Genomic DNA, 20,267 nt, shown 5'->3' with positions numbered 1-20,267 from the left:
CGGCAAGGCAAACCGACGGTATCTCCACGGTGTCGACACGTTTTTTTCGGGTCGCAACGCCGGTGCGCGTCGGACAGCATAAAGGCAGCAAGATCATGCTCACATTTCATCAGTTCGGCAGCGGGCTGTATTGCGGCGTAGCCTGTGTGTGCCTGTGCGCCGCGTGCGCGGCGCCGGCCGAGGCGCAATCGGATGCGTCGGTGTGCCGGTTCGTGGCGGGGCAGGCGGAAATCGACGGCGTCATGCAGCAGATTGCCGGCCGCGCGTGCCTGCAACCGGACGGCACGTGGCAGATCGTCGAGGACGATGCCGCCGCGCAGGCCTTGGCGGATGGCCCCGTCTACTACTACGATCCATGGTATTGGGGGCCGCCGGTGGTGTTTGGTGTCGGCGTGTCGTTCGTGTTCGTCGACCGCTTTCATCATTTTCATCACATGGATCATGTGCGCTATGTGCATGGCGTGCGCGGATCGTTCGGCATGGGCGGCCGCGGCGGTTGGCATGGGGCGCGGCCCATGCACACATGGGGCGGCATGTCGCACGGCGGCGGAGGAGGAATGCGCCGCTGATTCACTGCTGCTGACTCGCGCGGCGGCCAAGGAGACGCTTTGATTCGCAGCTTGCCGCCGAAGGTGTCCGCCGCGCAGTTCGATCGCGCGCTCGCGGGTTGGCGCTCGATTGTCGGCGAGCCGCAGGTCGTGACCTCGGCGGACGGCCTCGCCGCCTATCTCGATCCGTTCGCGCCCGGCGAGCGCGAAGCGTTTTCGGCCAGTGCCGCCGTCTTGCCCGGCTCCGTCGACGAAATTCGGGCGGTGCTGCGCATTGCCAATCAATTTCGCATTCCGCTGTGGACCGTCTCGACCGGACGCAATTTCGCGTATGGCGGCGCGGCGCCGCGTCTCGCCGGTTCGGTCGTGCTCGATCTGCACAGAATGAACCGCATCATCGAAGTGAACGAGGCAATGGCGTACGCGCTGGTCGAGCCAGGTGTGAGTTACTTCGATCTGTATGCGCATCTGCGCGACAAGGGCTACAAGCTGTGGGTCGATCCGCCCGCGGCCGGTTGGGGCAGCGTGGTCGGCAATACGCTCGAACGTGGCTTCGGCTATACCGCGTACGGCGATCACGCGGCGTCGCAGTGCGGCATGGAAGTGGTGCTGGCCAACGGCGATGTGTTGCGCACGGGGATGGGCGGGATCGACATCGGCACCGCGTGGCAGTTATATCAGCCGGGCTACGGACCCTCGTTCGACGCGATGTTCATGCAGTCGAACTACGGCATCGTCACCAAGCTGGGTGTCTGGCTGATGCCCGCGCCGCCCGCGTATCTGCTGGGTGAAATCCAGTTCAAGCATGAAGCGGATCTTGAAGCGATCGTGGAGATTTTGCGGCCGTTGCGGCTCGATGAAACGATCCGCAATCACGCGGTGATCGAAGGCGGTTTGCGCCGCGCGGCAGGCTTATCGGCGCGCGCGCAGTGGTACGACGGACCGGGCGTGATGCCCGAGAGCGCCGTGACCGCGATGCTCGACAAGCTGAACGTGGGCCGCTGGAATCTGCATTTCGCGCTCTACGGCACGCCCGAATCGATCGACGCGCGCCACGCGGTCGTGCAGCGTGCGTTCGCGCGCGTGCCGCAGGCGCGCTTCCTGACGGCGCGCTACGCGGGCGATGCGCAGCCCACGGCGGGCGGCGATCGCAACCTCGCCGGCATTCCGGCGATGAGCGCGTTTCGCATGCTCGACTGGCGCGGCGGCGCGGGTGCGCATGTGGATTTCGCGCCGGTGTGTCCCGCGACCGGGCGCGACGCGTTGCGCCAATACACGATGGTCAAGGCGCGCGCCGCGGAATACGGCTTCGACTACTACGGCGGTTTTACAGCGGGCGTGCGACATCTGCATCACATTTTCGCGGCGATCTTCGACCGTGACGACGCGAACCAGGTCGAGCAGGCCGGCGCGCTATTGCGTTCGCTGATGAGCGACGCGCGCGCGGCGGGCTACGGCGAATATCGCGCGCATCTCGCGTATATGGATTTTGCCGCGGCCCAGTACAGCTTCAACGACGGCGCATTGCTGCGGTTCTCGGAAACGATCAAGGACGCGCTCGACCCGAACGGCATTCTCGCGCCGGGCAAGCAGGGCATCTGGCCGGCGGCGTGGCGCGACCGGCGCGGCTACACCTGAGTGCGCGGGCCGCACGTGCAACCTGACGACTGGAGCGATGAATGGACCGGCGCACTTTCATGATGACCGGCGCTTACCTCTCGACTGCGGCAGGCAGCGCGTGGCCGTGGCTCGTGCGCGCGGCGGCGCGTAGCAATACGGTGGCAGTGGTCGACTCCACGCTCGCGTACGGCGCCGTATTCGCGGGCTATGCCGCACACAGTCAGTTGCCCGTGTTCGAAACCGGCGACGATATCGGCGCGCTCTGGTACACGACACTCGCACCGCTGCTTTGCGCAACGCAGACATCCGCGCCCACGCTCTTATCGGCTTCGCTGATCGGCCTCACGCGCGCTTCCGATTACTTCGTGCTGAACCAACTCGCCAAAAGCGCGGGACATGTGATCGAACACAGTCACGAGCAAAGCATGGGCTCGGATACGCAGCATGCCCACGTCGCATTTGCGTTCGCCTTCGCGCCGCACGTATTGCACAAGAGCTAGAACTTGTACGCCTTGTTCTTCGGGTCGAAGGTCGAGTCGTCGAATGTTTTTGGCGTGATGGTTTCGAACACGATCTTCTCGAAGATCTTGCCGTCGTTGTCGTAAGACTCGACGGTGCGGAAATACGGATGCCGCAGATCGAGGCCGAGCGTTTCTTTCTTCGCGTAGAACTGCGGCTGGCCGGTCGGCGTTTCGAAGGTGAAGGCCACCACGCGCACGCCGTCGATCGTTTTGACTTCCACCTGGGTCGAACGCGGCAAGCCGGCCTCGATGTATTTCTTGCCTTCGCTGAGGTACTGGTTCGCAATGTATTCCGTGCCGAGATCGCGCACCTGATGGTTCGATTGCGCACGCGCGAGGGCGCCTTTCAGCGACGTCCACACCGGCATCACATTCATGATGCCGCCCAGATGCCCATACATTTCATCGGTCCGTTTGGACTCGTCGTAGATGATTTCCTGGCCGGCGCGCGCGCCGTCGGGCAGCCACTTTGCGTAGATGCGCAGCGGGTCGTGCGCGACGCGCACCAGCATGTGATCGGGCTTGTCGGGCCATTGGCCGTGAATGCGTTCCGAACGCGCCATCGTGAACTCGTACGACGGATAGCCGTTCGGCCCTTCCTTGACATAGCGCGGCAACGCGAGCGGATCGAGCGACTGGAACAGCGCGACCAGTTGCGCGTCGCCGAGTTTTTCCAGCGCGCCGCTCTGTTGCGCGGCGCGCAGCCATTTGACCTGCTGATCCAGCGTGAGCTTGCCGACCTGCGAGGACGGCGTGGCCGGCGCCTTGACGGCACTGGCGGTATCGAGAGCGGGCGGCGTGTCGTCGTTCTGTGCGAACGCCGTGGGCGTGGCCAGTGCGGTCGCTCCCGCCATGAGCGCGGCGATCAGCAGTTTGCGCGACCGCACGCTCCGTGATGACACACCGAAGGACGTGAATAAGCTCGCACGCAAACCATCGGTCCGCGGCGAAAAACGGGCGAGGCGCATGAAGGCCGGCGTGCGGCATGAGCGTGCGGACAGGCGGTGCTTCATGAATCTCTCCGAAAGGTGACGCGAAGCGCCTTCCCTGTCAGGCAGGCTTTTGCTTGGCGAGTTCCTCGTCGCGCAGGGCGCGGCGCAGAATCTTGCCGACGTTGGTTTGCGGCAGCTCGTCGCGGAACTCGACGAGTTTCGGCACCTTATAGCCGGTCAGATTCTTGCGGCAATGGGCGATCACCTGTTCCGCCGTCAGCGACGGATTGCGCTTGACGATGAACACCTTCACCCGTTCGCCCTGCGCGGCATCGGGCACGCCGATTGCGGCGACTTCGCGCACGTCCGGATGCGCCGCGATCACGTCTTCGACTTCGTTCGGATAGACGTTGAAACCCGACACCAGAATCATGTCCTTCTTCCGGTCGATCAGCCGGATGAAGCCGCGCGAATCCATCACGCCGATGTCGCCGGTGGCGAGCCAACCGTCGTCGTCGATCACCTTGGCGGTTTCTTCCGGACGGTTCCAGTAGCCTTTCATCACCTGCGGTCCCTTCACGCACAATTCGCCCGCCTCGCCGACGTTCGCCCAACTGCCGTCGTCCTTCCTGAAACGGACCTGGGTGGATGGCGCGGGCAAACCGATCGAACCTTCGAAGTCGCGCATGTTGGAGAGGTCGACCGGATTCATCGACACGATCGGCGAGCATTCTGTGAGTCCATAGCCTTCGATGATCGGTTTGCCCGTCACCGCCTTGAAGCGCTCGGCCACCGACTTCTGCGTCGCCATGCCGCCTGCCATCGCAAGCTTGAGATCGGAGAAGTCGCGCTTGCAAAACTCTTCATTTTCGAGGAATGCGTTATAGAGCGTGTTCACGGCGGTCATGCCGGTGAATTTCTCGTGACGGATGATCATCATCACGCGCTTCATGTCGCGCGGATTGGCGATCAGAATATTGCGCCCGCCGAGCCCCATGAAGATCAGCGCGTTCACCGTCAACGAATAGATGTGATAGAGCGGCAGCGGCGTGAGCACCGTTTCGGCGTCGCCGGTCAGTTGACCTTCAGACCACGCCTTCGCCTGCAGCAAATTAGCGATGATGTTCTTATGCGTGAGCATCGCGCCCTTGGCGACGCCAGTCGTGCCGCCCGTGTACTGCAGGAACGCGATGTCGTCGTGAGTGGGGCGCACGGGCGTCAGCGGGCGCGAGTAGCCGGTCGAGAGCGCTTCGAGCAGCGGCACCGCTTGGGGCAGGTTGTACGCGGGCACCATCTTCTTCACGTGCCGCAGCATGAAATTGAGCAGACGTCCCTTCAGATTCAGGCCGTTGGCAAGCAGATCGCCCAAACCCGTCACGATCACGTTCTGTATCCTGGTGCCGGGCAGTGCGTCTTCGACCGTCTTCGCGAAGTTCTCGAACACGATGATGGTTTGCGCGCCGCTGTCCTTCAACTGATGCGCGAGTTCACGCACCGTATAGAGCGGATTCACGTTGACCACCACGCCGCCGGCCTTCAGTATGCCGAACAGCGACACCGGGTACTGGAACGTATTCGGCAACATGATCGCGACGCGTTCGCCCGGCTTCACGCCGAGGCTTTGCAGATACGCGGCGAACGCCGTAGCCTTGCGGCCGAGTTCGCCGTAGGTCAGGCTCGCGCCCACGCTCACATACGCGACACGCTCGCGGAACCGCGCGATGCATTCGTCGAAGAACTGCACGACCGATTCGTATTGCGTGACGTCGATCTCATGCGGCACGTCCGCCGGATACGACGCGTACCAGATGCCGTCGGTGTTCGGCGCGTGGTGCGGCGCCCGAGCCTGCATGGCGGCGGGCGCCGGGCCCGCTGTGTTCGGCGCCGCGGCTCCGCTGGCAAGCGGAAGCGGGGCTTGAGTGGGTTCGGTCATGGTCGTCTCCAGAAGCTGTGGCTTCATCTGTTTATGTGCTGGTCTTGCGGCCAGTCATCGAAGCAATCCACGCGAGTGTGGCAGCGTGTGAAGCAAAAGCATGCGGCGAAGCAAACACTGGAACGCATGCAATGCTCAGCGCTCCAGGATCGCGACCACCCCCTGGCCGCCCGCCGCGCAGATCGAAATCAGCCCGCGCGCGGTGCCGGCTGGTTTGTCGAGTTGCGCGAGCATTTTCGCAAGGCCGGCGACGATGCGTCCGCCCGTCGCCGCGAACGGATGGCCGGTGGCGAGTGAACTGCCGTTCACGTTCAATTTTGTCCGATCGATCGCGCCGAGCGGGCCCGGCAAGCCGAGTTGCGTGCGGCAATACTCGTCATCCTGCCACGCCGCGAGCGTGCACAACACCTGGGCGGCAAATGCTTCGTGGATTTCGTACAGGTCGAAGTCCTGCAACGTGAGTCCGGCGCGCGCCAGCATGCGCGGCACGGCGTAGGCGGGCGCCATCAGCAGGCCTTCCTTCTTGTCGAAGAAGTCGACGGCGGCGGTCTCGGACCAGCTCAGGTACGCGAGCACCGGCAGTTTATGACGCGCGGCCCATTCTTCGCTCGCGAGCAGCACGGCGGAAGCGCCGTCGGTGAGCGGCGTCGAATTGCCGGCGGTCAGCGTGCCGGCGTCGCGGTCGAACACCGGCTTCAGGCTCGCAAGTTTTTCGAGCGTGAGGTCGGAGCGCAGATTGTTGTCGCGCGTGAGACCCGCGTACGGCGTCATCAGATCGTTGACGAAGCCGCGCGCGTAGGCCTCATTGAGCTTGCGGTGGCTGTCGTAAGCGAGCACGTCCTGCGCCTCGCGCGAGATGTTCCAGCGCTTGGCCATCAGCTCGCAATGCTCGCCCATCGAAAGGCCCGTACGCGGTTCGCCGTTGCGCGGCAGAAGCGGCTTGAAAAACATGCCGGGCCGCAGCTTGGTCAGCGCGCCGACGCGTTCTCCGGTGCTCTTGCCGCGATTGGCTTCGAGCAGAATTTTGCGCATCCGCTCATTGACGCCGATCGGCGCATCGGACGTCGTATCGACGCCGCCCGCAATGCCCACTTCGATCTGCCCCAAGGCGATCTTGTTGGCGACGAGAATCGCGGCTTCGAGTCCGGTGCCGCAGGCCTGCTGCACGTCGTAAGCGGGCGTTTCCTTGGCGAGCGTGGTGGACAGCACGGATTCGCGCGTCAGATTGAAGTCGCGCGAATGCTTGATGACGGCGCCCGCGGCGACTTCGCCCAGACGTTCGCCGTGCAGGTTGTAGCGGTCGATCAGGCCTTGCAGCGTGAAGGTCAGCATGTCCTGATTCGACGCGGTCGCGTAGGCGGTGTTCGAGCGGGCAAACGGAATCCGGTTGCCCCCGACGATGGCGACTCGGCGTACGGTTGGCAGCGGGTTGGACATGCTCGGCTCCTTCGGGTCGTTCGCTGGTTATTGAATGATGCGAATGGTGCAAATCCTGTGACGGTTCATGGCGACGCTCCTACTCCAACAACGATTTCATCCACCCTGAATTCCACTACCAGACGCGCGCCGCGCGCGCCTCATTGCAGCCTCCATCGCATGCGGCCGCGCAAATGCGGCTTCTGCCCGGCGATGTCGCGCACTTCGATATCGCGTTCGATCAGCGAAGGCGACGCGCTCCACAGCGACGCTTCGCCGGGCAGCAGCATCGGCAGTTTGAATTCGGCGCTGAGCGTGGCTTCCGCGAGCGGCTTCGGCGGCTGCAACGCGGAGGCGGCACGCGCCAGCGTCCACATGCCATGCGCAATTGCGCGCGGAAAGCCGAAGGCCTTCGCGGACAGCGCGGTCAGATGGATCGGGTTGTAGTCGCCGGACACGCTCGCGTAGTCGCGGCCCAGTTGCGACGCGAGCTGCCAGCGTGCGATGCGTTGCAGCGCTTCAGGCCCGAGTTCGAGCGGATCGAGCACGCTGCCGCTCGCCGGCACGCCGCGTTTCAGATAGACGCTGTCGCCGTCCCAGACCGCTTCGCCGCGCCGGTACATGCGGGTGTGCAGCACGAACGCCTGGCCTTTGTCGTGACGCAGCAGCGCGCCGAATTCCACCTCGACGCGCAGCATGTCCTTGTAGGCGAGCGGCCGGCGCAGGCGCACATGGTTGGCCAGATGCACCAGGCCGAGCGCCGGCCACGGAAACGCCGGGTCGGTCAGCATCAGCAGATGCAAGGGAAAGGCGAGCAGGTGCGGATACGTGAGCGGCACGCCATGCTCGGGGATGAAACCGCACACGCGCGCGTAACGCCAGATCGGCCCCGGGTCGAGCGGGACGGCGGGGCGCACCAAACGCAGCGGCGGCAGATGCGTCTCGCGCCCGCGTTTGAAGATGCCGGACACCGCGCGCGCATAGAGCTTTGCTGGCGCGGGCAAGGTATCGATCACGACGGTCTTGGGCCGCACCGCGTCCTGCCGCGCCGTGTTCGATAGTTGACTGCCGCCGAACGGATCACCGGGCTCACCCATGGTCACGCTCCAATCAGGCTTTGTCCGCACACGCGCACGATCTGGCCGCTCACGCCGGCCGATCCCGGATGCGCGAGCCACGCGATGGTCTGTGCGACGTCGACCGGCTGGCCGCCCTGGCTCATCGAATTCATGCGGCGGCCGGCTTCGCGAATCGCGAGCGGAATCTTCGCGGTCATCTGCGTTTCGATGAAGCCGGGCGCGACCGCGTTGATCGTAATGCCGCGTGCGCGCAGATGCGGCGCCATGCTTTGCACGCGGCCGATCACGCCGGCCTTCGAGGTGGCGTAATTGGTCTGGCCGAGATTGCCGGCAATGCCGCTGATCGACGACACGCCGATGATCCGGCCGCCGTCGCGCAGGATGCCGGCGGCGAGCAGGGCGTCGTCGATCCGCTCCTGCGCGGACAGGTTGATGTCGATCACGCTTTGCCACGCGGCGTCGGTCATCTTCGCGATGGTTTTGTCCTTTGTGATGCCGGCGTTGTGCACGACGATATCCACGCCCTGTTCGTCGAGCGCGGCGGCGATCTGCGCGGGCGCTTCGGGCGCGGCGATATCGAAGGCGAGGGCGGTGCCGGTCAACTGACGCATGCTTGCGTCGAGCGCGTCGCGCGCTGTTGGGATGTCGATGCCGATCACGTGCGCGCCTTCGGCCGCCAGCACGCTCGCAATCGAGGCGCCGATGCCGCGCGCCGCGCCGGTCACGACCGCGCGCCGGCCCGCGAGCGGCTGCCGCCAGTCGAACGCGGGCGTGGCATCGCCGCTTGTGGTTGAGCTGGCGGCGGCGATGCGCACGGCCTGGCCCGACACGTATGCCGAGCGCGGCGACAGAAAGAACCGCAACGTCGCTTCGACGCGGTTCTCGGCGCCTTGCTCCACATACACGAGATTCGCGGTGATGCCGCGCCGCGCTTCCTTGCCGAGCGAACGCGTGAAGCCTTCGAGCGCGCGTTGCGCGGTCCATTGGCGCGGCGTCGCGCAGCTTTCCGGCGGCCGTCCCAGCACGATGATGCGCCCGCACTTGCCGAGCGAGCGCAGCGTGTCGTGGAAGAAGCCGTGCAACGGTTCGAGCTGGGTACTGTCTTCAATACCGCTCGCGTCGAACAGCAGGGCTGCGAGTTTGCCTTGAGAGCCGGGGTCGGCCGGTTCGAAACGCCCTGTCATGAGACCGTGACGGTTGGCGAGCGGTACCCACAAGCCGGCGCTTGCATGCGCGACGCTCGTCACGCCGATGCTTGCCACGAGTGTTGCCAGCGCGTCGAGCAGATGCGGTTCGCGGCCCGCGCCGAGCGCCACCAGTCCGCCGAATTCGGGCTGGTCCGCGCGATAGCGGCGCAGCACCTCGGGCTTGGGCAGGCCGAGCGAACGCGCAAGGCGCGCGCCGAACGGCGAGTTGACGAAGTTCAGGTAAGAGTCGTTCATATTATTAGTCGCTCCGCTGGCCACGCCGCGAGGTTGCCCCCCGGGAGACGCCTCACAGGAAATCTCCCCGAGGGGCGTCGAACGTGTGTCAGTGTGCACCGAGTTCGGCGCCCGCGGCGCGCCTTGCCCGGATGTTTTTTTAAGCCGGCGCCGAACTCAGGCCGCGAGCCCCAGCGCCTTTTCCAACGTCTCCTTGCGCTTTTGCAGATTGGCGAGCATGTCGAAGTCGGCGGGGAAGTCGTCCACCTTCACGACTTGCGCGCCGTAACGCGCGTAGTCGTCGAGCACGCGCCGGTCGTCGGCGTCGATCAGGCCTTTCTTCTGCGCCGCGTCGGTCCAGGCAGCCAGTTGCGGCAGGCTCTGCGGCATCGGTTCGAGCAGGCCTTGCTTGACCGCGTCGCGCAGCTTCTGCTCGATCTGCGTGAAGCGCGGGTTCAGCTCGAACACCAGCTCGCCGTAGCCAAGCGCGTCTACATGCGGATGCGGCACGTATGAATCGGAGAGCAGACGATTGCGCGCGGCGCCCGGCGTTTGCATCAGTTCGGCGATCTCGCTGCCGAGCTGGTCGGACGGCTCGCGGTAGGGCAATCCGAACGGGAACGCGAGCACGCGCACGAGACCGGCGGCGAGGCGGTTCGGATAGTTGGCGAGCACGCCGTCGAGCGCGTGTTGCGCCTTGTACAGCGAATCCTCGACACCCCAGCGGACCAGCGGCAGGTCTTCTTGCTGACGGCCTTCGTCTTCGAAACGCTTGAGCGTGGCCGAGATCAGATAAAGCTGGGACAGCACGTCGCCCAGACGCGCTGAGATGCGCTCGCGGCGTTTCAGATCGCCGCCGAGTACGAACATCGAGACATCGGCGAGCAGCGCGAACGCGGTGGACAGGCGGGTGGCCGCGCGGTAGTACGCATGCAGCGGCGCGTGGGCCGTGCGCGGTTTGGCGATGAAGGCGCCGCCCGTTACGCCATAAACGAAACTGCGCACCACGTTGGAGAGCGTGAAGCTGACGTGGCCGAAGAACGCCTCGTCGAAATCGCGCAGCGCCCTGGCGTGGTCCGTTTCGCGCGTGGCGGCCATTTCCTTCAGCACATACGGATGACAACGAATCGCGCCCTGGCCGAAGATGATCAGGCAACGCGTGAGAATGTTGGCGCCTTCGACGGTGATCGAGATCGGCACCTGCTGATAGGCGCGCGCGAGAAAGTTCGACGGCCCCATGCAGATGCCCTTGCCGGCGGTGATATCCATGCCGTCGTTGATGACCATGCGGGCGCGCTCGGTGATGTGATACTTCGCGATCGCCGAGATCACTGAAGGCTTTTCGCCGAGGTCCACCGCGTGCGCCGACAGGCGGCGCGCGGCGTCCATCACGTACAGGTTGCCGCCCATGCGGCCGAGCGCTTCCTGCACGCCCTCGAACTTGCCGACGGCGGTGCGGAACTGGCGGCGAACCGCGGCGTAGGCGCCAGTGCCGCGCACAGCGATCTTCGCCATGCCCACATTCGACGACGGCAGCGAAATCGCCCGGCCCGCCGCGAGACATTCCATCAGCATGCGCCAGCCGTTGCCGACCTGCGCGCGCCCGCCGATCACCCAGTCGAGCGGAATGAACACGTCCTTGCCCGAGTTCGGGCCGTTCTGGAACACGGCATTGAGCGGCCAGTGACGGCGGCCGATGTTCACGCCCGGATGGTCGGTCGGAATCAGCGCGCAGGTGATGCCGGGTTCGTCCTCCGTGCTGAGCAGATGGTCGGGATCGAGCGCGCGAAAGGCGAGGCCGAGCACGGTCGCAATCGGGCCGAGCGTGATGTAGCGCTTGTCCCACGTGACGCGAAAGCCCAGTGTCTCGCGGCCTTCGAACGTCCCCTTGCACACGATGCCGACGTCCGGAATCGCCGCCGCGTCGGAACCCGCGTAGGGGCTCGTCAATGCGAAGCAGGGGATTTCCTCGCCGCGTGCGAGGCGCGGCAGGTAGTGGTTTTTTCTGCTCGTCGGTGCCGTAGTGCAACAGCAATTCGGCGGGGCCGAGCGAATTCGGCACCATCACCGAAACGGCGGCGGCCGAGCAGCGCGTGGCGAGCTTCATGATGACCTGCGAATGCGCGTAGGCGGAGAACTGCTTGCCGCCGTACTGCTTCGGAATGATCATGCCGAGAAAGCCGCGTTCCTTGATGTACTGCCAGGTTTGCGGCGACAGGTCCTGCCAGACCATGGTGGTCTCCCAGTCGTTCGCGAGATCGCAGAGCTGCTCGCATTCGACGTCGAGGAACGACTGTTCTTCCGCCGTCAGCGTGGCGGGACGGTAGCCGAGCAACGTGTCCCAATGCGGGCGGCCCGAGAACAGTTCGGCGTCCCACCAGACCGTGCCGGCTTCGATCGCGTCGCGCTCGGTCGGCGACATCTCCGGCAGGATCTTGCGGAAGATGTCGAGCACGGGCTTGGCAAGCCACGTGCGGCGCAGCGGTTTGAGCGCGAGCACGAGGGCGGGAAGGACGAATACGATGGCGAGCAGCGTCGAGGCCACCGCACCCGCGGCTCCGCTGACATGCGCGGCCGCCACCCACGAGATCATGAAGGCAAGCCACCATGCCGCGCGCGCCTGAACGTAGACGAGCGCGAACGCGGCAATGACGAGTACCAGGATGAACCACGGCATGACGTTTCCTCCTCTTTCGATGATGCGAGCGAACGCGTCTACGTAGGGCGGACGGTTCGCGTTCTATTGATTTTCTGCCTCATGCCCGCTGCCTCGCTGCGCGTGCTGCATTTGCTTTTGCGCGTCGTATATGCCGTTCGACAGCGCGGCGTCGCTTAGGTGCGGGACTTAGACGTGCTGCTCAGGTATGCGGCGTTCATGGTGGTCGGCTGCCTTCTTGCTGAGTGTTTGTTGAGTACTTGTTGCCTGTCTGGCGCTGACCGGTAGTGTAGGCATTGCCGGTCGATCACGGGTTCGAAGCTGCGGCATGCTTACTATTGCGCGGGTTGCCTGCATGGTGCGGTAGTGATCCGTCTGCCCGCTCTCACGGGCGCCGCGTGCGGGTGACGGCTCATGACGGCGCGCTGCCCGCCGCGCTCGATCGTTAAGCTGTGCGGTGAAATGCGTGCTGACGCGAACCTGCTTCCATGCCGCCGTCACGATGTTCGCCTTCCGATACGGCCGGTGAGGGCGACTCCGATCCGCCTCCAGTGTGTGCCGCGCTCGTGCCTTCCGCGCCGCCGTCGCCGGCGCACTCCGCGCCGCCGTCGCTGGCGTCGCCGAGGACCGCGGCGAACGCGGCCAGTTGTGTGCCGTCGGGCAACGGCGCCTTGAGCGCGGCCACCATCAGCGAGGCGAGGCGTGCGATGAGTTGCAGGTCGTTCATCGACTTGCCCTGCGAGAACTCGGAAATCAGGCTGTCCGTGTCGGTGCCGGCCAGCACGCCCGACAGCGCGCCGATCGCGAAGTGCAGACGCCAGCCGAGTTCCTCGCGCGGCAGATGCGGCAACGCGCGCTGGAACGCATCGAAAAAGCGCACCGCCACAGAGGCGTAGTGCCCGTTGAGAAAGTCGCGAATGAACGACGACGGATCGGTATAAGCGCGGCCGAGCAAACGCAGAAACGCCTTGCCGCCGACGCGCGGATCGCGCGACAGGCGCAGCGCCGGAATGAACATCGCGCCGAGCACGTGCTCGCAGGTCAGGCGCTCGCCGAGCATGGTGTCGAAGCGATCGAGCAGCTTGAGCCGCTCCTGGTTGAGGTGGTCGAGGCGGCGCGACAGCATCGAGTGAATCAGCGATTCCTTGCTGCCGAAGTGATAGTTCACTGCCGCGAGATTTACTTCGGCGCGCGAAGTAATCTGCCGCAATGACATGGCTTCATAGCCGCATTCGATAAAGAGTGTTTCGGCGGCGTCGAGGATGCGGGACTTCGTGTCGCCGGCATGCCGGCCTGTTGTGCGAACTGCCATATCGCGTCTCCCAGTTACCGGGCGTCCGGACCGCAAACAAGCAATTCAAATGCTTATTTGAAACGGCTGTTTTTTTCAGGATAAGAAGAAATGAGGTGTGCGATCAAGGGGTCACAGTCGACTAACTCCTCTAGAAGACCTGATGAACGTCGACTTTCCATGCTCGCGGCGCGTCAAACCGCGCGGAAATAAAAAAGGCCGTTCCGATGGAAATCGGAACGGCCTCGTATTGCTCGCCACTTGTTTGGCCTTGCTGCTATTTGCTGACGCGTGCTCTGCGTCGCGCGGCCTTTGCGCCTATTGTTCCAGATAATGCGTCGGCAAAATAGCTGTTTGGTTCGAACGCTTAAACCCGTGCCGCAACCTGCTTGGCCGACTGTGTCATGTCGATGCCGCGGCGCTCGCGGCTGAACGGAATCAGCGCGGCAATCACCACTGCCACGATACCGATCACAACCGCCATGATGAGCGCGTAGTTGTTGCCGTGCGCTTCGGCGGCGCTCGCCTGCAACGGTCCGTTCACCGACGCGATCAGATTGCCGAGCTGATACACGAGACCGGGGAACGTCGCGCGAATTTCATCGGGCGAGATTTCGTTCAGGTGCACCGGAATCACGCCCCATGCGCCCTGCACGGAGATCTGCATCAGGAAGGCGCCCACTGCGAGCAGCACCGGCGTGGTCGAGAAGGCCCACAGCGGCAGCACTGGCAACGCGATCAACGCAGCAATGAAGATCGCGCGCTTGCGGCCGATCTTTTCCGACAATGCGCCGAAGAACAGGCCGCCGCAAATCGCGCCGATGTTCAGCACGATCGTGATCCACGACACCGTGTGCGCGTCGAACTGATGCTGCACGCGCAGGAAGGTCGGATACAGATCTTGTGAGCCGTGCGAGAAGAAATTGAACGCGGTCATCAGAATGATCGCGTACAGCGACAGCTTGACGTTCTGCCTGAGCGTGGCGACGAGACCCGGACGCGCTTTCTTTTCGAGCGTCTTGAAGGCCGGCGATTCCGGCACGTGCGCCCGCACATACAGCACGAGCAACGCCGGCAGTACGCCGACGAAGAACATGCCGCGCCAGCCGATGTACTGATAGAACACGCCGAACACGACCGAGGCGAGCAGATAGCCGCTCGGATAGCCGGCCTGCAGCAGACCCGAGACGATGCCGCGCGACTTCGGCGGCACGGTTTCCATGGTCAGTGCGCCGCCGACGCCCCATTCGCCGCCCATCGCGATGCCGAACAGCGCGCGCAGCACGAGCAGAGTGGCCAGGTTCGGCGAAAAGCCGGACAGTAATTCCAGCAGGGAGAAACACGCGATATTGACCATCAGCGTGGGACGGCGGCCGTACTTGTCGGCGAGCCAGCCGAAAATCAATGCGCCGAGCGGACGCATCACCAAGGTCAGCATGATGCCGAAGGCGACCTCGGGGATTTTTGTATTGAACTCCGCCGCAATATCTTTCAATACGAACACCATTAGAAAGAAATCGAATGCGTCGAGTGTCCAGCCCAGATAGGCAGCGATCGTGACGTTTCTCTGTTCCCGTGTCCAACTCATTGATTGTTCTCCTGGTTCTCCAATCACCCGTGTTTGACGACAGGTGGCTCCGCAGCCCCGCACGCCCCGTGGCATGGGCTTCGAGCGAGTGTACGCCGACTGTTAAAAGCTTGCATGAATGAACGCGCGTTTATCCGTATTAATCCCTGGAGCAGATTTCATGAAGCGCGCCATTTATGTTGGCTAAATGTAATTATTGTATTAATGGTGTGTGCGATTTAGTTTTTTATTTGTAATCTATTTCGGATGTGATTTTCTTGCTGATCCGGTCATTTTGAGTTTAGTGATTCGCCTATCGGTAGAAGTGACGCTCGCGGAATTCCAGTTGGCGGCGGTGCGGGCCGCGGGTATAACAGCGGCTCGCGGCATTTCGTGCCGTGCATACAAGGGACACCAACCTATGACGATTCCGCATTTATGCCTGCTCATCGTGGCGCTGTTGCCGTTTCCGTGGACCATGCTGGCGAAGGTCAGCAAGTGCTACGACAATCGCACGCCACGCGCTTATCTTGCCGGTCTCGAAGGCTGGCGCGCGCGGGCACATGCCGCGCATCAGAACGCGTGGGAAGCGCTGGCGATGTTCACCGCGGCGGTCGTCGTAGCGGGACAGGCGGGCGGATCGGGTACGTGGATCAACTGGCTGGCGATCACGTTTGTCGTCGCACGTGTGTTGCACGGCGTGCTGTATGTCGCGAATCTCGCGTCGCTGCGTTCTTTGGTCTGGTTTGTCGGCGTCGCGTGCGTGGTGTCGATGTTCTTCGTTTCCACTCGCTAATTCTGTGCGATGGCACCGCGCCGGTCGCGCGGGGCGGACCGGAAAGTCGCCATTTTCAATATATGCACCTTGCGCATCAGTCGAGCTGAAAAATCAATTTGATTCATGTTGCGTCGCGGAATACCATGGTCGTCATCCCACTTATTTCGCTTTTGTCGACGCGCCATGTCAGTCAAATCAATCACTTCGGAGCCTGTACGCCGCGAGCGCAGTCCGTTTGCCGTGATCGCCGCGGTCACGTTGCTCACGGGTATCGGCGCCGGTCTCGGCGGCATGCTGCTCGCGTTGCTGCTGCACGGCGTCCAGCATCTTGCATACGGCTACAGCGTGACGCACGTGATCAGCGCCGAGAGTTTTCTACAGGGCGTCAGTGGTGCCGCGCCCGAACGCCGCCTGCTCGTGCTGACGATTTGCGGCCTGGTGGCGGGATTCGGCTGGTGGGCGCTATATCGATTCGGCCGGCCGCTCGTGAGCATTCGCCAGGCCGTCAAATCCGACGATCCGCGGATGCCCATAATGAGCACGACGATCCATGCAGTGCTGCAGATCGTCACCGTGGCGCTCGGCTCGCCGCTCGGCCGCGAAGTCGCGCCGCGTGAGATCGGCTCGGCGTTCGCCGGCTGGCTGTCGCGCCGCGCGGGGCTGTCGGTCGCGCAGAGCCGGATCATGGTGGCGTGCGGCGCGGGCGCCGGTTTGGCCGCGGTCTATAACGTGCCGCTCGGCGGCGCGGTGTTCGTGCTCGAGGTCTTGCTGGGCACCTTCGGCTGGCCCGCACTGGTGCCGGCCATCGTGACCTCGTCGGTGGCCGCGTTGGTCGCGCAACTGGGACTGGGCAACGAGCATCAATATCTCGTGCCGTCGATGACCCTCAGCCCCACGCTCGTGGTCTGGTCCGTGGTGTGCGGTCCGATTTTCGGCGTGGCGGCGTGGAGCTTCACGGAACTGATGAATCGCTCGCGCGCGGCCGCGCCGAAGAACTGGCGCCTGCCCGTGTTGTCGCTGCTGAACTTCGCGATGATCGGCGTCCTCGCGATGCATTTCCCGCAGTTGCTCGGCAATGGCAAGGGACCTGCGGGACTGGCATTCGATGGCGGCTTGACCATCAGTCTCGCCGCGATGCTGCTGGTGCTGAAGGTGGTCATCACCGCGAGCAGTTTGCGCGCGGGCGCCGAAGGCGGCCTGCTCACGCCGGGGCTCGCGAATGGCGCGCTGCTGGCGATCGTGCTCGGCGGATTGTGGAGCCTCGTGTGGCCGGGGGCGTCGTTGGGCGCATTTGCGGTGGTCGGCGCAACGGCGTTTCTCGCTGCCTCGATGCAGATGCCGATTACGGCGGTGGTGCTCATGTTCGAATTCACCCGCGTAAGCCAGGATTTTCTGATTCCTGTGTTGTTTGCCGTGGGCGGCGCGCTGTTGGGTTTTCGTGCGTGTGCGAAGTGGGCGCCTGCAATGCAGTCGAACTTTGGGTTTAGCTGGAGTGGCGCGAGCAAAGCGCGATAAGGCTTGTGCTATTCGCGACGACGCGGGTTGAGCGCCGCACGGCCAAATGCCGCCCGGCCGGTTGTCTTTTTTTTTAGACGGGAGCATGATGTGGTCTCCGGCACGTCTGCATGGCTCATGCAGCGTTGTCGCATCATTGTCGAATGAGGGACGCAAAATGAATCTTCAGCTCGCAAGCGTGTGGCTCGAGCGCTCACACGTCGGCTTCTCTGACATCCGCCATTTCGCATCGCAGTGCCGCGACGCAGCCACCGCTTCGGGGCGTGAATCGGCGGCTCTCGTGCTACTTGCGGAGCGGGCGAACGCTTTTAGCGAACGTCACGAGGGCGTTGCCGTATCCACCGGTTTGGTCGATGAATTTCTCGCTGAGTTGCGGCGCGATACAAAGGCACTGAAAGAGGCCAGCGAAGCCTCGGATGCCGCTTTTCTCGAGGCCCTCAACGCGTTCGCCGCGAAGGTGGCGCCGGCCATGGTCGTCTGACCTGGCGGCGTGCATCTGAAAATTGTCGTGTGCGCCTGTCGTATGATCCGGCGCTAACAGCGGCCGCGGCGAGGTCGGGGCATCCTGCGGGATTAACCGCGATCGAGTAGCAGTTGCAGGAGCTTCGCGCCGTCGCGCCCTTTGGCGGAACCGGCCCACACGCGCTCGATCAGGCCGCGGTACATCGCGACAGCATCGGCTGACGTTGTAATCGTCGCAATACCTGTTCGCACATTCGGGAGTTCGCCGAGGCGAAAGGGCGATACCGCTACATGCTGGCTGCCCGGTTCCTCGAAAATCTGGAAGGTCTCACTCGGCAGATTGTCGGTCACGATACCGACCTGGACGCCAATAGGGTCGCTGTTCAACACCTCGATCATGTGTGCGACTTCCTTGCGTGCCGCAATTTTTCGCTCGAGTTGCACGCCTGAAGGCAGGCCTAAACGGCCCACCAGCCCATGATGCAGGAACTGCTCAATCTGCCGGAGACCAATCAGGCTGAGGATGCCAGGACGCTGCTGTTCGAACACCTTGCGCCGTGCGGCCAGAATTTTCAGGACGTCGCTGTTGATCCGCTTCGAGCTTTCTCCGACCAGTTCGTCGGGCACGCTCTCGTCAAGCATGGAGCGCAGATGCTGCGGGTACGCTTCAGAGGTAAGCAGGAATGAAATCGGATCGAAGTTGGCGAGGATGCGCGTCGAGCGCGATTCGAGCTGGCGCATGCGCTCGAAGTAACTGACCGCGGAGTCGTGGTACTCGGACTCAACCCCGAGCAGATTGGGAAGCGTCACTTCCAGCAGCGCTGCCAGACGCTCGAGCGTTTCAATCTTGACGATTTCACCACGCTCGAGGTTGTAGACGGCGGCGCGGGAAATTGCGAGCCGTTCAGCAATGTCGTCGGAGCGAAGTCCGCGAGCCATGCGATAGGCGCGAAGGCGCTCGCCGATAGCGAGGAAGTCGAAAGTGGGCGCTGTTTTGCGGAAACCTAGAACTTCGGCCACGATACATCCTCGTATAAAAATCCAAACGAATTGTACCTCAAGGCGTCGTCAAAGCTGCATTACCAGGGAAGATACCGAGGCGTTTTTGGCAAAATTCTAGAGTTTTTGCTTTTTTGTACACTTGTCGTTTTATTTAGACGGTCGCAAGATTCTCATGTGACGTTCGCCCGGCGGCGCGTCACAGATGCCCGGTGCGCGTTTGCGATGTCGACGACGCAATCCGGAAGACCACGCGGCTGTCAGCTGAAACGAACAAGAGGCTTTTCATGTCTGGTGCAAAATTCAAACTCCTGCCGAGTCTTTGTCTCTTCGGCACTGCCGCGCTGAGCGCTCCGGCGTTCGCGCAATCCTCGGTGCAGCTTTACGGTCTGGTCGACGCGTTTGTCGGCTCCGTCAAAAACCCGGGCGCCCATGCGGCCGTGGTGACGCAAGGGGGCGGGCTGTCGACGTCTTTTTGGGGGCTTCGCGGGACAGAGGACCTGGGCGGTGGCTATTCCACATTCTTCGTGCTCGAGAGCTATTTCCAGCCGCAGAACGGCACGTACGGCCGCTTCACGAACGACAGTTTCTTCTCTCGCAACGCGTACCTCGGCATTGCCACGCCGTATGGTTCCATTCGTGCGGGGAGGTTGACAACGCCTCTGTACATTTCAACGATCAATCTCAATCCGTTCTTCAACTCCTATACGTTCTCTCCGTGGATTTTCCACACGTATAAGGGGCTCGGTCCGCAGGGCGTCGTGGGCGATTCCGGCTGGAACAACGCCGTAGCCTATTCGTCGCCGACGATCGGCGGCCTGAACGGTACCGTGATCTATTCGTTCGGTAACACGGCGGGTGACGCCGGTGCGCACAAGTGGGGTGGGACGCTCAACTATGCGAACGGCCCGGTCGTGCTCGCGGCCAACTACCAGTACATCAACTACAGCAATGTGGCGGGTGACATCGCGACGGCATTGCCGGCTATACCCGGTCTCAAGAGCCAGGAGACGATTCAACTCGACGGGTCGTACAACTTCAACGTGGTTCGCGTATTCGCCGGCTTCATGAACATCCGCGACAAGGCGACGCTGGGTACGACAACGACCAATTCGGAGCAGCTTGGCGTCTCGATTCCCGTGGGCGTGGGGTCGGTGCTCGGAGACTTTGTGTATTCGAAGTCGACGGGGCCGAACAGTGGCGGCGTTCACCGCACCACCTGGGCGGTCGGATACGACTATCCGCTCTCCAAGCGTACCGATGTGTACGCGGCGTTCAAATACGACCACTACGCTAGCCAGTCCACGGGACTGACATACGGCGCAGGCCTTCGCCACAACTTCTGAGTGCGTGGCGCGACCTGCGTTCGGCCAATTCGCGCTTACGGGTTTTCACTGACGGAAATCGCGTTGCAGGGTGCGCCAAAAGCGCGTAGTCTAAATATTTAGACGGCCCTCTGAACCGACAGAGTTCAGCGTCCGAGACAGCCACCTTTCTACGTAGTTCAAGACCCGGGACGTCACTACACA

15 protein-coding genes and 1 pseudogene are annotated in these 20,267 nt (G+C 63.2%); 7 read left to right on the top strand and 9 right to left on the bottom strand.

The features are described 5' to 3' along the window. The first annotated feature begins 95 nt into the window (after window positions 1-95). From B0G74_RS11745 to B0G74_RS11735, 3 genes are read left to right on the top strand one after another with little or no spacing between them, the layout of a single operon-like run. Window positions 96-569 (top strand): hypothetical protein, encoded by a 474-nt coding sequence (locus B0G74_RS11745; protein WP_132374934.1) that lies wholly within the window; start codon window positions 96-98, stop codon window positions 567-569. 39 nt (window positions 570-608) lie between these two features. Beyond that, window positions 609-2,186 (top strand): FAD-binding oxidoreductase, encoded by a 1,578-nt coding sequence (locus B0G74_RS11740; RefSeq protein ID WP_132374933.1) that lies wholly within the window; start codon window positions 609-611, stop codon window positions 2,184-2,186. Between the two features lie 41 nt (window positions 2,187-2,227). Continuing rightward, window positions 2,228-2,668, top strand: coding sequence for a hypothetical protein (locus B0G74_RS11735; protein ID WP_132374932.1), 441 nt, complete (start codon window positions 2,228-2,230; stop codon window positions 2,666-2,668). Here B0G74_RS11735 and B0G74_RS11730 read toward each other — a convergent pair. The 8 genes and pseudogenes from B0G74_RS11730 to B0G74_RS11695 all read right to left on the bottom strand — a co-directional run bounded on the left by B0G74_RS11730 (window position 2,665) and on the right by B0G74_RS11695 (window position 15,005). Next, window positions 2,665-3,543: a DUF1571 domain-containing protein gene (locus B0G74_RS11730; RefSeq protein ID WP_132376921.1), complete on the bottom strand. Its 879-nt coding sequence runs from the start codon at window positions 3,541-3,543 to the stop codon at window positions 2,665-2,667. The two genes, B0G74_RS11735 and B0G74_RS11730, sit on opposite strands and share 4 nt — an antisense overlap. Before the next feature lie 196 nt (window positions 3,544-3,739). Next, window positions 3,740-5,554, bottom strand: coding sequence for an AMP-binding protein (locus tag B0G74_RS11725; RefSeq protein ID WP_132374931.1), 1,815 nt, complete (start codon window positions 5,552-5,554; stop codon window positions 3,740-3,742). 135 nt (window positions 5,555-5,689) lie between these two features. Further along, complete coding sequence (locus B0G74_RS11720) at window positions 5,690-6,991, bottom strand: acetyl-CoA C-acetyltransferase (RefSeq protein WP_132374930.1); 1,302 nt, start codon at window positions 6,989-6,991, stop codon at window positions 5,690-5,692. 140 nt (window positions 6,992-7,131) lie between these two features. After that, entirely contained in the window at window positions 7,132-8,067 is a 936-nt protein-coding gene (locus tag B0G74_RS11715; protein WP_132374929.1) for a MaoC/PaaZ C-terminal domain-containing protein, read from the bottom strand. A gap of 2 nt (window positions 8,068-8,069) precedes the next feature. After that, window positions 8,070-9,491, bottom strand: a complete 1,422-nt coding sequence (locus tag B0G74_RS11710; RefSeq protein ID WP_132374928.1) for a 3-oxoacyl-ACP reductase — start codon at window positions 9,489-9,491, stop codon at window positions 8,070-8,072. Between the two features lie 156 nt (window positions 9,492-9,647). Continuing rightward, window positions 9,648-12,147, bottom strand: a pseudogene (locus B0G74_RS11705) (acyl-CoA dehydrogenase). A gap of 424 nt (window positions 12,148-12,571) precedes the next feature. Further along, the gene (locus tag B0G74_RS11700) at window positions 12,572-13,438 is read right to left on the bottom strand and encodes a TetR/AcrR family transcriptional regulator (RefSeq protein ID WP_132374927.1); all 867 of its coding nucleotides are present in this window, start codon (window positions 13,436-13,438) and stop codon (window positions 12,572-12,574) included. Window positions 13,439-13,784: 346 nt separating this feature from the next. Further along, window positions 13,785-15,005: an MFS transporter gene (locus tag B0G74_RS11695; RefSeq protein ID WP_132374926.1), complete on the bottom strand. Its 1,221-nt coding sequence runs from the start codon at window positions 15,003-15,005 to the stop codon at window positions 13,785-13,787. A 400-nt stretch (window positions 15,006-15,405) separates the two neighbouring features. Here B0G74_RS11695 and B0G74_RS11690 point away from each other — a divergent pair, with 400 nt between their 5' ends. The 3 genes from B0G74_RS11690 to B0G74_RS11680 all read left to right on the top strand — a co-directional run bounded on the left by B0G74_RS11690 (window position 15,406) and on the right by B0G74_RS11680 (window position 17,758). After that, window positions 15,406-15,780, top strand: a complete 375-nt coding sequence (locus B0G74_RS11690; protein WP_132374925.1) for an MAPEG family protein — start codon at window positions 15,406-15,408, stop codon at window positions 15,778-15,780. A gap of 165 nt (window positions 15,781-15,945) precedes the next feature. After that, complete coding sequence (locus tag B0G74_RS11685) at window positions 15,946-17,277, top strand: chloride channel protein (protein ID WP_132374924.1); 1,332 nt, start codon at window positions 15,946-15,948, stop codon at window positions 17,275-17,277. Window positions 17,278-17,434: 157 nt separating this feature from the next. Continuing rightward, window positions 17,435-17,758, top strand: a complete 324-nt coding sequence (locus B0G74_RS11680; protein ID WP_132374923.1) for a hypothetical protein — start codon at window positions 17,435-17,437, stop codon at window positions 17,756-17,758. Window positions 17,759-17,850: 92 nt separating this feature from the next. Here B0G74_RS11680 and B0G74_RS11675 read toward each other — a convergent pair whose 3' ends face one another. After that, complete coding sequence (locus tag B0G74_RS11675) at window positions 17,851-18,759, bottom strand: helix-turn-helix transcriptional regulator (RefSeq protein WP_279388576.1); 909 nt, start codon at window positions 18,757-18,759, stop codon at window positions 17,851-17,853. A 266-nt stretch (window positions 18,760-19,025) separates the two neighbouring features. On the opposite strand from B0G74_RS11675, the gene B0G74_RS11670 reads away from it, so the two are divergent. Next, window positions 19,026-20,084 (top strand): porin, encoded by a 1,059-nt coding sequence (locus B0G74_RS11670; RefSeq protein ID WP_132374922.1) that lies wholly within the window; start codon window positions 19,026-19,028, stop codon window positions 20,082-20,084. Window positions 20,085-20,267 lie beyond the last annotated feature (183 nt).

Source organism: Paraburkholderia sp. BL9I2N2, from assembly GCF_004339745.1.
In the GTDB taxonomy this organism is placed as follows: Bacteria; Pseudomonadota; Gammaproteobacteria; order Burkholderiales; family Burkholderiaceae; genus Paraburkholderia.
Note: the sequence above shows the minus strand (reverse complement) of the source record. Positions and strands in the feature narration are given on the sequence as shown.

Excerpts from the sequence above, each read along its gene's own strand:
- B0G74_RS11745 (WP_132374934.1), top strand. The coding sequence starts at position 96 with ATGCTCACATTTCATCAGTTCGGCAGCGGGCTGTATTGCGGCGTAGCC.
- B0G74_RS11735 (WP_132374932.1), top strand. The coding sequence starts at position 2,228 with ATGGACCGGCGCACTTTCATGATGACCGGCGCTTACCTCTCGACTGCG.
- B0G74_RS11730 (WP_132376921.1), bottom strand. The coding sequence starts at position 3,543 with ATGGCGGGAGCGACCGCACTGGCCACGCCCACGGCGTTCGCACAGAAC.
- B0G74_RS11725 (WP_132374931.1), bottom strand. The coding sequence starts at position 5,554 with ATGACCGAACCCACTCAAGCCCCGCTTCCGCTTGCCAGCGGAGCCGCG.
- B0G74_RS11720 (WP_132374930.1), bottom strand. The coding sequence starts at position 6,991 with ATGTCCAACCCGCTGCCAACCGTACGCCGAGTCGCCATCGTCGGGGGC.
- B0G74_RS11715 (WP_132374929.1), bottom strand. The coding sequence starts at position 8,067 with ATGGGTGAGCCCGGTGATCCGTTCGGCGGCAGTCAACTATCGAACACG.
- B0G74_RS11710 (WP_132374928.1), bottom strand. The coding sequence starts at position 9,491 with ATGAACGACTCTTACCTGAACTTCGTCAACTCGCCGTTCGGCGCGCGC.
- B0G74_RS11700 (WP_132374927.1), bottom strand. The coding sequence starts at position 13,438 with ATGGCAGTTCGCACAACAGGCCGGCATGCCGGCGACACGAAGTCCCGC.
- B0G74_RS11695 (WP_132374926.1), bottom strand. The coding sequence starts at position 15,005 with ATGAGTTGGACACGGGAACAGAGAAACGTCACGATCGCTGCCTATCTG.
- B0G74_RS11690 (WP_132374925.1), top strand. The coding sequence starts at position 15,406 with ATGACGATTCCGCATTTATGCCTGCTCATCGTGGCGCTGTTGCCGTTT.
- B0G74_RS11685 (WP_132374924.1), top strand. The coding sequence starts at position 15,946 with ATGTCAGTCAAATCAATCACTTCGGAGCCTGTACGCCGCGAGCGCAGT.
- B0G74_RS11680 (WP_132374923.1), top strand. The coding sequence starts at position 17,435 with ATGAATCTTCAGCTCGCAAGCGTGTGGCTCGAGCGCTCACACGTCGGC.
- B0G74_RS11670 (WP_132374922.1), top strand. The coding sequence starts at position 19,026 with ATGTCTGGTGCAAAATTCAAACTCCTGCCGAGTCTTTGTCTCTTCGGC.